The organism is Roseobacter denitrificans OCh 114, from assembly GCF_000014045.1.
GTDB classification, from domain to species: domain Bacteria; phylum Pseudomonadota; class Alphaproteobacteria; order Rhodobacterales; family Rhodobacteraceae; genus Roseobacter; species Roseobacter denitrificans.
Window position 1 is genome coordinate 41,832 of sequence record NC_008386.1, and the last position, 10,912, is coordinate 52,743.

The 10,912-nt window shown below is 55.0% G+C and carries 9 protein-coding genes; 5 read left to right on the forward strand and 4 right to left on the reverse strand.

The genetic code is table 11. The features are described from left to right. Nucleotides 1-60: 60 nt before the first annotated feature. From RD1_RS19690 to RD1_RS20760, 3 genes are read left to right on the forward strand one after another with little or no spacing between them, the layout of a single operon-like run. Nucleotides 61-1,206 carry an exonuclease SbcCD subunit D gene (locus RD1_RS19690; RefSeq protein ID WP_011655402.1) on the forward strand — a complete coding sequence of 382 codons (1,146 nt, stop codon included), beginning with the start codon at nt 61-63 and terminating at the stop codon, nt 1,204-1,206. After that, a complete protein-coding gene (locus RD1_RS19695; RefSeq protein WP_011655403.1) occupies nt 1,203-4,262 on the forward strand; it encodes an AAA family ATPase in 3,060 nt (1,019 codons plus the stop codon). The genes RD1_RS19690 and RD1_RS19695 overlap by 4 nt, the downstream gene beginning before the upstream one ends. Nucleotides 4,263-4,277: 15 nt before the next feature. After that, complete coding sequence (locus RD1_RS20760) at nt 4,278-4,568, forward strand: HNH endonuclease domain-containing protein (RefSeq protein ID WP_011655404.1); 291 nt, start codon at nt 4,278-4,280, stop codon at nt 4,566-4,568. A gap of 290 nt (nt 4,569-4,858) precedes the next feature. Here RD1_RS20760 and RD1_RS19700 read toward each other — a convergent pair whose 3' ends face one another. The 4 genes from RD1_RS19700 to RD1_RS19715 all read right to left on the reverse strand — a co-directional run bounded on the left by RD1_RS19700 (nt 4,859) and on the right by RD1_RS19715 (nt 9,099). Next, nucleotides 4,859-5,782, reverse strand: a complete 924-nt coding sequence (locus RD1_RS19700; protein ID WP_044033571.1) for an AAA family ATPase — start codon at nt 5,780-5,782, stop codon at nt 4,859-4,861. Beyond that, on the reverse strand, nt 5,742-7,184 hold the full coding sequence (locus tag RD1_RS19705; RefSeq protein ID WP_044033572.1) for an AAA family ATPase: 1,443 nt from the start codon (nt 7,182-7,184) through the stop codon (nt 5,742-5,744). Before RD1_RS19705 ends, RD1_RS19700 begins: the two co-directional genes overlap by 41 nt. Nucleotides 7,185-7,452: 268 nt before the next feature. Continuing rightward, a complete protein-coding gene (locus RD1_RS19710; protein WP_011655407.1) occupies nt 7,453-8,361 on the reverse strand; it encodes a tyrosine-type recombinase/integrase in 909 nt (302 codons plus the stop codon). Nucleotides 8,362-8,481: 120 nt separating this feature from the next. Then, entirely contained in the window at nt 8,482-9,099 is a 618-nt protein-coding gene (locus RD1_RS19715; RefSeq protein WP_011655408.1) for a hypothetical protein, read from the reverse strand. 741 nt (nt 9,100-9,840) lie between these two features. Between RD1_RS19715 and RD1_RS19725 the strand changes: the two genes are divergently transcribed. Together RD1_RS19725 and RD1_RS21045 are read left to right on the forward strand one after the other, a co-directional pair. Further along, nucleotides 9,841-10,281, forward strand: a complete 441-nt coding sequence (locus RD1_RS19725) for a hypothetical protein (protein ID WP_044033574.1) — start codon at nt 9,841-9,843, stop codon at nt 10,279-10,281. Then, complete coding sequence (locus tag RD1_RS21045; protein ID WP_105880229.1) at nt 10,271-10,867, forward strand: hypothetical protein; 597 nt, start codon at nt 10,271-10,273, stop codon at nt 10,865-10,867. Before RD1_RS19725 ends, RD1_RS21045 begins: the two co-directional genes overlap by 11 nt. The last annotated feature ends 45 nt before the right edge of the window (nt 10,868-10,912 follow it).

A 10,912-nucleotide genomic window follows, 5' to 3' on the forward strand; every position in this document is an offset into this window, starting at 1 on the left:
TCTTGACTCTGTGGGTTTGTCCATATTAAAATTATACGTATAAAAAGTAACGGTGCAGACATGAGAGTACTCCATACAGCAGACTGGCATCTGGGAAAGACCTTGCGGGGAGTCTCGCTTCACGAGGATCAGGCACATGTTCTCGACCAGGTGTTCAAGGCCGTCGTGGAAGAGGGTGTCGAGGTTCTGTTGATCGCTGGCGATGTCTACGACAAAGCCTCCCCATCCGAAGCCGCGATGAAGCTCTATAGTGATTTCCTGGAACGCGTTCACGAACAGACTGATGCGGCCATCGTTGTCATCGCGGGTAACCACGACTCCGGCCAACGTCTTGGGACCGCGTCCAAGCTTTTCGATCGCCGACGTATTCTGGTCCGAGGCCCGATCGAGCGAGATGAGACGCCGCTGATCCTAGAGGATGAACATGGCAAGATCGCGATCTCGGCGCTTCCCTACGGAGAGATTTACTCCGCCCGTCGCGCCTTTGAGGCAGAAGACATCCGGTCGCCGGAGGACGTTCTCCGGGCGCAGATCGAGGCCGCAAGAGCGCGCGTGCCAGATGATGCTCGCTGGGTCGTCGTGGCCCATGCCTTCGTAACAAATTGCCAACCGACGGAGACCGAGAGGCGGCTGTCGGTCGGTACGGTGGAGACCGTGTCGGCAGCGATCTTTGAAGGTGCGAACTACGTCGCGCTCGGCCACCTTCACCGTCCGCAAACCGCGGGTGGGAACGCGATCCGATACAGCGGCTCTCCTTTGGCCTTCGGGTTCGATGAAGCGGGCACGACGAAATCGATGACAGTCTTTGACCTCGACGGTCAGGGGCAGGTGGTCAATCTGAAAACGGTGGACTTCGAGCCTTTGAGACAAGTCCGTGAGGTCAGGGGGCTTCTGGAGGATCTCGTTTCTGAGGCGAAGGCCAATCCGAGCGATGACTACATCCGGGCGATTCTGCTGGACGACGGGGCCTTGATCGAGCCGGCCGCTCAGCTGCGGCCACACTACCCGAACATTCTGCAGACCTTGCGAGAGAAAAAGCAGGACCTCGTAATGAGTAGTGCCGGCCGGGCGCAATCAAAGCTCGACGATCCCGTCGGCGTTATCGGTGAATTCCTGACCTATGTCCGCGGCGAAGGCGCAACGGAACGTGAGGAGGGCGTCGTGAAGGGTGTTCTCGACCGCCCGGTGCTGGAGGACGCGAAATGAGACCAATCCGACTGACGATGACAGCGTTCGGCCCATATGCCGGGACCGAGGTCGTCGAATTCACGGCGGCGCTCGATGCCGGGATCTTTGGCATTTACGGCGAAACCGGCGCGGGCAAGACCACGATCTTCGATGGTATCTCTTTCGCTCTGTTTGGACAGTCCTCCGGGGCAGAGCGCAGCGCAGAGGACATGGTTTGCCATCACGCACACGCAACCGATATCACCAAGGTCGAACTCGTCTTCGATCTCGGCGACGAACGATATGTCGTTCAACGCGTTCCCAAGCAGCAGCGCGCGGCGCTACGTGGATCAGGCACCACGACCGAACCGCACCAGGCTTACCTTTTTCGGTCGACCGGCATGCCTTTGGCTGAAATTGCAGGCGATAATCTCGGTGACATCGTGGCCGAGAAACAGGTCAACAGGGTCGATCCCGAGATAGAGGCGCTTCTGGGCTACAATGCTGCCCAGTTCCGTCAGATCGTGCTGCTGCCCCAGGGCGACTTCCGCAAAATCCTGACCGCACCAAGCGATGAGCGCTCCCCGATCCTGAAACGCCTGTTCGACGTCCAGCTGTACGAACGCTTTGCGGATCGCATCAAACGCGATGCAGCCGACATTTACCGCCAAATCAATGATGAACGCGTCCGGCGCGACACGCATCTGGGTGATCTGAGCGAAGAACAACTGGCCGACGAGATTCGTTCGATGGGCGAAGAGGTCTCCGCACTCGAGACTACCGTGAAAGCAGAGACCGAAACGCTGGTGCAATGTCAGAAGGCTTTGTCTGCTGGAGAGGGTCTGGCAGAAAAGTTCGAAGCGAGGGGAGCGGCTGAGACAGAGAAGGCAACGCTCGAGTCTGCAAGTGAGGCGGTTGAGGAAACCAAGTCCCGTCTTGCAAAGGCGCGTGCGGCCCAAACTGTTCTGGTCGCTGAGTCTGCGATGCGGGCTGCGGGCGAGGAGGCTGGTGCCGCTCAGACCCGTCACGCTACGGCTAAGGTAAGTTTGTCTTCTGCTCAATCGGCCCTGAGCGTGGCCCAAGAAGCGCTCAATCGGACGGAGCAGCAGAAGGATAATCGCGACGCTGCCCATGCAAGAGTGCTAGAACTGCAGCGCTTCGAACAAACGCTCGGCCAATCCCACACCCTGCTGGCTGACCTCGAGGCGGCGAGATCTAAAACGAAGGCAGCGGTTGCGGAGCAGGCGACGGCAGAACGCAACCGAACGAACGCCGAGCAATCACTCACGACGCTCCGCAACCTCCAGAAAGAGCATCCCGCGCACGTGCGCGCCCTTCAAGAGGTAGGCAATGTTCTGGCGGCGGTGGAGCATGAGGCTGAGGCCTTGGGTCGTTTTGAAACGGCCAAGTCCAGGCGCGATCTGCAGGCAGGTGAAGTCGACCGGTTGCAGACCGAGTATGAAAGGCGGAGCACCCACCTCGAAGTCTGCAAGAACGCTCTGGAGCGCGCAGAGCAGGACCTGACGGAGATACAGGCGCTCCACGTGGCGAGGAAACTTCTTCCCGGAGAGCCCTGTCCGGCTTGTGGCTCGCTGGACCACCCCAATCCAGCGACCGGCGATCCCGAGCGCCGCGGTCGCCATGACCAGTTCGAGCAGGCGTCGCGGGAGTTTCGCAGCGCCGAACGCGATGAGATCGAAGCGAAGACCGCACTGGCGGCGGCGAGAGCATCTCTGACCGAAAGGCAGACCGAACTCGACGCCCTCGACCGTCCCGAACGGGATCGAAAGAGCTTCGACCCGGTTTTGGCAGAAGCACGTGACCGGAGGATTGCACTGGAAGCGGACGCCCGATTTGTCGATCTCGAAAGCAAGATCGCCATGGCCGAAACGGCCGCCGGGGAGACAACCTCCCATCATGAGCGCGCGCGCCAGGATGTTTCTGAGGCCAGAGACGCGGAGACACGCGCGCAGACGTCCTACGACACCCTTCTGCGAGATGTGCCCGAGAATTGGCGGCAAGGCGGTGCCTTGGCCTCAGCACTGTCAGCCGCTGTATCTGCGCGGGGCGAACTCGTTGCTGCCCACGAGACGGCCACAAACGGCGAAAAGGCGGCCGCTGTCGCCCTTAGTGCCGCAGAGCAAGGTGTGACGAGTGCGGTGGCAGAAGTCGACCGAACAGCCCAGGCATTTACAAAGGCCCAAGCGGAGTTCACCGAGAGGCTTGGAACGGCAGGGCTGGATGAGGCTGGGTTCAAAGTTGCAAAGGCTGACGTCGCGCAGTCCGACGCGCTGGAGGAACAGATCAACTCATTCAACGAGCGCGTTGCTGCCAACAAGGCCCAACTCGCACGGCTGGCGAACGAAATCAGTAATCGAAGCCCTCCAGACGTCGAGGCGTTGACGGCTGCAAAAGAATCCGCGCAGACGAAGCTGGAAACCAGTCAGCAGACTCACATTCGCTTGCAGCGCGACCTGGAAGCAAAGTTCGAAACGCAACGAAAAGTCGCAGCGCTTTCCATCCGTATCGCTGCCCTCGAAGCGGAGTACGGTCCGGTTGGCGGCCTCGCAGACCTGGTCAACGGCAATAATGAGCGGAAGGTTCGGCTCCCGGACTTTGCAATTGCCGCGATGTTCGATGAGGTTCTCGTCGCCGCCAATCAACGGCTCGGTCCCATGACGGGCGGACGTTACCAGCTCCTCCGCCCGGAAGATGCTGTTGGAGGGCGACAGAAACGTGGGTTGGATATCGCCGTCTTCGACGCCAACACCGAGAAGTCGCGACCTACAAAGACGCTGTCCGGCGGCGAGGGATTTCAGGCGTCGCTTGCCCTTGCCCTCGGTCTCTCCGATGTCGTTCAGCAGAACAGTGGTGGGATCAAGCTCGATGCGATTTTCATCGACGAGGGTTTCGGCACCCTGGACGAAGATACCCTGAATACGGCGCTTGAGACGCTTTACGAACTGACCAACGACAAGCGGTCGGTGGGGCTGATCTCCCATACCGAACAGGTGAAATCCATGATCACCGACGGGTTTGACATCGAAGTCACGCCGTCCGGTTCCCACATCCACACGCGGAGATCCGCGGCATAACCAAAGGAGCTCTCAATGCCGTATTCTACAAATCCCAAAGCCCAGCACGTTTGGAACAAAGCGCGACCCGTCAAAGGTAAAAATCCCAACCTTTATAGACGGGATGCGCAAGGCAACGTGATCTACAAGCCTGCCTACAACAGAGACAGTGCCATGGGTTGGCAAGTTGACCATGTCTGGCCGCGGTCAAAAGGCGGCTCAGATGCGCGGAAGAACCTTCAGGCGCTGCAGACGGGTGCCAACAAGCGCAAGTCTAACAAGACACCAAGGCTGACAAAGGTTTCGTCTCGCAGGCGCCAGTGGTGAATCCTGACGGGTTGAAACCGCACGTAAACTAGTACGGCGATTGGTCATGCGAAGGAGGCGTTTTTTCGGCTCAGTCCAGTTTCGGCTGCATGCAGTTCTATGCCGTCTAATCCGGCACGGGCGAGAAAGACTGCCTTCAATCGGCTATTAGCGCTGTGCCCTAGACCTAAGATCCGCGTTCCCATTTCCAACCATTCGCTGAGGCGGTGTGACAAAAGGTGATCTTCACGACCTAAGCGCGGGAGAGATTGGACGACACCAATCGCAGGCTGACCGATTGATTTCAATCCTCATGCCTTGGCCGCTTTCTTAACCAGCTCCAATTGACCCACCGCATAGTGTTCCACAACAACCAACGTTTCCTTGCAGGCGAGCACCAGATCATCTGGCGGAGGCGTCTCGTCGTAGTATGTACCGTGGCATAGCGAGTTGATCAGGACGCTCTTGAGCGTCATGCCTTCCTCGCCAGCAAGATGCTTAACGAAATCCGTCAGGCTGTCGGACTTGTCTGGCCTGCAGAAGCGACCAATCGCCTCCAACACTGAACGGATCGAATTTGCGGTCCGGTGATCAGGGTCCTTGCCGTTCGCCACCTCGTAGATGTCGATCAGCTGCTCCTGGAAGGGCGCGATATATTTGTTAAGGCGAGCAAGATTGTGGCTCTTGCCGTCGGTGTGCAATGCAAACGCAGCGTTATCATCGACCACACGGTTCGTAAGTGAGATATTGAAGAAATAGCTGCTATGGGTCAGAAGGAGCAATTCTGGTCTCCAGCATGTGGTGCCATCAATCTTACCTGGATTGATGGAAATCTCGCCCTGGTCCGAGATATTCAGGTTCTTCAAAGTCTGTGCAATTGCGAAAACAAAATCATAAGACATCGACGTAACTGGATCATCAAATACAAGAAACAACTCTTTGTAGTCGCTGCCTGTCGCCACCTTCTTGTGTGCACATGCAATGAAATAGCAGAATGCAATTGCTGTCTTCTCGCCATCGCTCAACGTGCGATGCGGTCCGCGAGCCATTTCCCGTTCTCCGCGCTTCAAAACAAAGCTCGTCTTGTCAAAGATATATTTCTCAGCGAAGAATTCTCTTAGGAGCAATTCGAACGTCTCTGCAACTCGATCTCGTGCTTGTGCTGACGGGCTTGCCTTCTCAAGCTGAATCACATCACCATGTTTCGATACCGCATCGGCCTGAAGCCCGCGCACAGTCTCGATATCCGGCCCAGTTGCCGATGGTAAATTCGCGCTCAAACACAGTGCAGGCCTTCCGCTGTAGTGTTCTGCGCTCTTCGTCAGCCTTCTCCACAGCCGAAGTCAGCGCTTGCGCCTTGTCATTGTTTTCGTTGATGACGGCGTTGATTGCAGTGACGCATGCAGGCAGGTTCTCGGCAGGAAGTGCGGATGCTGTTCCAAGTGCAGCAGCCTTCTGTTCGATGACCGACTTTAGAGCCGATATCGCTTCCCGCACATTCTTCAGCTCATTCGCTGCGTCACCGACTTCTGTATCTTTCTTCGAAGGCACATGGCGTTTGAGATTGTCGTAGCGGGATTTCTGCCTTGCAAGCTGGGTTTCTGTTTGATCCAGCTGCGTTTCCATCTGTTTGAGCTTCCGGAAGAAATCCCTCAACTCCGCTTTGTGTTTCTCTTCCTCGTCTTCAAAATACTCTATATAGGCGTCAATGATTGCCTTGGGGTTGGGTTCAGCAATCCCTTGTTCGCAGAAAGGGCACTCCGTCCGGTGCTCATCACGAACGATCTTTGCGCCTTCTTCGTAGAAGCCGTGATGGGCGTCGATCTTCTTCTTGATTGCATCGGAGACACTTGACGGAGACGTCAAGCATTCAAGCGACGCGGCAAGGGCGTCCAGATCGATATCGTTGGTTCCGACAGCCTCTACCTGCCCAGGATAGACAGGTTCTGCGGGTATCGCCTTGAGGCTATCAAGGTCCTTGATGATTTCGGCAAGTGACTGCTCCGGATCTTCGGGCTTCTCCTGAATGGTCTCAAGGAGCTTCTCCAAAGAAAGAGCCTTGTACTCTCTCAGTTGCTTATTGATCCCCGCCTTTTCGTGCAATTCCGCTTCTTTCGCGGTAGTAAATTTCCCTTCAAGAGCATTGTAAGCCTCGAAGGCCTTTTGCCTTGCCTCCTCCAACGCCTTGTTCGCATCAACAAGCTTGATGTTCTCGCTATCGACAGCGATCTGGTTCTCTATTTCGCCATCCAGTTCGTATTTGCGCTCCCGCAACTCTTCCTGCACGAAGTCTTCCGAGAACACGTGGAAGATTGTGTCATTGACTGTCGCTGTGACCTTGTCTCCCGCCTTTTGCAGGTCAAGCGTGCCCATCGCCGTTGTCCCGCGAGAAATGGCGAATGAACCAGAGTGGTCGGCGGACTCATCCGACACAAGGTTGAAAGCTGCCCCTGAAACGTCTTCCTGCTGCCCATGCAGGTCGAGATATCTGAACGCCCGCGACAGGAATGATTTACCAATACCATTTCGCGCGAAAACCAAATTTTGATTATTCTTCGTTAACTCCCCATCGAGCGTTAAAACGGGTCCAAGATGTCGGGCGGACACAGAGAATTTCGGCTTTGGTGCTGTATTCATTATCGTCTTTCAAATCCAACGATCCGTGAAAACTTTGGACCTTTGCGTCTATCGTCTGTGATTTCTAACACAAGCGATGAGGGGCTAGCATTCTCGCGCCATTGAGGCCCGCCATGCTGTCGTGCGTCAAGATCATCTCATATTAACTTGAAGCCTTGTGCCGTGGCACAGATAAAATCAGCAGATGGCCAATTAGGTGAAGCGAAGGTCTGTTTCGCAACTTGCCCGCAAGTGTGTTCGCACGGTCCCGAACATCTGCCTGCCGTGCTCAGTGCCTGAGGACATCCAGAATATCGGCCCGCTCCAGGGCGCGTCGCAGCGCATGGTTCGAAACCCTCACATAGATCTCTGTTGTTCTTAGGCTGGCATGCCCAAGCAGCGCCTGCACCATGCGGATGTCGGTGCCTTCCTCGATCAACAGCGTTGCAGCGGAATGGCGGAATCGGTGTGGCGTCAGATGCGGCGTGATCCCCAAGCGGTGTGACAGCACGCGCAACCGTTTCCGAAACGTCTGCGACCGCAGCCGACGGCCAACGGCGTTCAAGAACAGCGGCGACTTCAGGGAGTCGTGCCTGACGCGATCTGCGCAATATCGTCGAAACATCTCTTGCAGCTCCGCGTTCGGCACAAAGACCATCCGCTCCTTGTTGCCTTTGCCACGCACGATCATTTGTGACGCATCGGCAGTAACGTCGCAGATCTTCAGGGTGGTGAGTTCGCTGATCCGGAGACCGGTCACAATCAGCAGTTTGATCATCAGGATGGTGACCTCCTGATCTGCGGGTTGCGCGCCGGTTGGCCCGGTTTCCGACTGCAATACTGCTTTCAGCGTTTCTCGGTCGACTGGGCGCGGAAGGCGCCGGGGGATCCGGACCGAGATACGAACGTCCGCAAACGGGGAGGGCAGGGCGCTGTTCCGGTCGGCGCGCCAGGCAAAGTACGATTTGAGGGTGACCAGCCGCCGCTCGATGGAGGCAGGCTTGGCGTGCAGCTCATCGCGCAGATGGCTGTGGTAGGCGAGGATGTCGTCTTTCGACAGTGGATCGGCGAGGTGATACTCCTTGGTGAAGCGTGCGAAGGTGCGCAGATCCTGGGCATAGGCCCGCAGCGTGTGATTGCCGACACCGCGTTCATCGCGGCAGGCAGTGACGAAGGCGGTGTGATCGAGATGAGGCATGGTGGACTCCTGTTGAGGTGTCCTGCCAGTGCATCACAGCATTTGAGATCGCTGAAATCGAGGCTCTCGCGAGGTAACGATAATGGCCCCCATTATCGATCCAGAGCTCGCTGCGATCCTTTAACCAAGCGAGGTCATCATATCCAACAGCTTGTGGCGTATTTGTGAGCCTTTCAGATAGGCATCAGTGGTACCGATCCATTGCTCTGGGTCTACGCTTCCGAACAGACCAGTGTTGACCTTATCGGAGTTGCCATAGATTGGGTTATGCACTGCATGCAACTGGTCCCAGTTGCGATAGGTCTGATCCGTTGTGGCAAGCTTTTCCAATGCCTTGAACCAGAACTCCACTTGGTCGAACAACACTGTTGATTTCTCCACCGGTGAAAGCTCATTGCCATCGCGGTCGGTGGAAAAGCCGCCCAAGGACAGCCAGATGATCACTTCGATCGTATAGATGCGCAACCCATCCCACCCTTTTGCACGGTCATCTGGAAGTCGGGAAAAGGTCACAGGATATTCCGCGAACTTTCCAAAAACGGAAGTCGGAAAATCGTTGATGGTTTCTATCTGACCAATACATTTGCTGATCAAGAAATGGAACATATAGACGGCCAGCATCCCACCGTAATAGTCGATGGGGTCAGGGCGCTGGATGATGAAACTGTTTTGCAGCCCGCCAATCGGTTGCCGAAGAGTGTCATCCACATCTTGGCGGGACTCGGTCAATCGTTTCATCCGAAGATGCTGGTTTGGCAGAACATCTGTGATCTCAAAGACATCTGCTGATCCTTGTCGAGCGCGAGCAGGAGAGGGAGGGGTTGGAGCAGGCGGTGTCGTCTGAGCGAAGTCAGGAAAGCGTCAAAGAACGCCTCAGTGCCGTGCTGGATCGGGTAAAACCCGTGACTGTTGAGAGGGATCGAGAGGGGCGCGAACTGGGCAAAGCTCTCGAGAAAAAGCGGGAGCTTGGGCGCAAAATCGACAGAGAAAGAGGGCTCAATCGGTAGGGCCATAATAATGGGTCTGTCTCGTGGAGAAATACCCGGCTTCGCGCGATTTAAGCATACCAACTGGACATACTTGCTTTTTAACCTGTAAGTTATTGATTTTGCTGATCTCAAATTTGCCCCAAACAAACACTTTTTAAAATGGACACGTCATGAAGGCGGTGCCTGACTTAGTTCACCAAAAGGCGGAAAGGCCGATAAGTATATCGGTAGCTTCTCCACTCCATATGACAGCAGACAACTGTTTGAGCGCTGAAATTATACGCAAAACTTGGGCTTTTATATCTTGGAAACTGAGTTGTTGCGCCCCGCGTTAACCATGATTCCACTTTTTAACCCTTTATTAACCAATTTACTTGCCACACGCGATGGTGGCGTATTTACCTCGGTTGTCGGGCCGGTTGCGTAGGTGCAGTTGAGGCAAAAAAAGATGAAGTGTTAGTGGGCTGTGGAATGCAGCGAGTTTGGATTTATGAAGCTGTTATATGCCATAATTTTTTTAACGGTTCTGATCGCGGTACTGTTCTTCGCCGACAAGTATGGTACTCGAATGGCGACGTCATATCTAACCGCTGACAATTCTCCAATATATGATCGCGCCGATCCGCGCGATATTGATTGGGAGGCCCCAGATCCCCAAGCCTGCGAGTTTGCTCGCCTCTGGGGAATTTTCCCATACCAGACTTGTTACTATAGAGTTCCCAGTCCCGTCGATCCTAATGAAGATGTTTTTGGTTTTCTGCTCACAGCGCCGCCCAGGTTTTTCTCGCCGCCATTCGACTTGGTTAGTGGGCGAACTCCTGAAAGCTATCGTTTCATTTTGCCTGTTCAAACGGAAGTACGCTTCGTTTTCTTCCCGGACGGCACGTTCATAGAGCGCCGGAAGCGGGACGACAGGACCAATGATGTCTAATGTAAAGCGCACTTTACTTTTTGGTTCAATTATCCTCGCACTTGTGATGTTTGCGAAATCCCAAATCGATCCACACCTTCAGCGCAGTTACCTTCTATCTTCAATACCTGATGACGTCAAAGTACTTGAAGAGGTTGCCTTCCTAGATGGAGGGCACTGCATATACGCAGAGTTTTCCGTAGTAGGTCCTGCCGCTCCACCGAACTTCCATCGCAAAGAGCGGCTACGAAATTACGGATCAAGCCCCAGCTACGACAACTTAAAAGCTCAACTGCAAGTGAACGAGTGGCGCAGCGGGACTATCAAAAATACTAGTATTTCTAACGCATTAATTTCTCTAGGGAGCAATGGGCAGCGAATTTTCGAAAAGTGCATGTTGGTTAAGGGAGACTTCTCTGATCGTACAGTTTTAACAGTAGAAGACAGGCTTAAACGGAGGAACTTTTCGAGGGTTATTAGCGACGAAATCACGCTCATTCAATCAAGGGAATGGGTACTGTTTTATGGATACGGCCTTTGGGCCTATTACGACGGGCCGGAAGCGCGCCTGATATATATTGGACAGCCTTTGGGCTGGTGGGGATAAAAAAATGTCACAGATTTTTGAGTGTTGAAACACGCGCAGATGGAA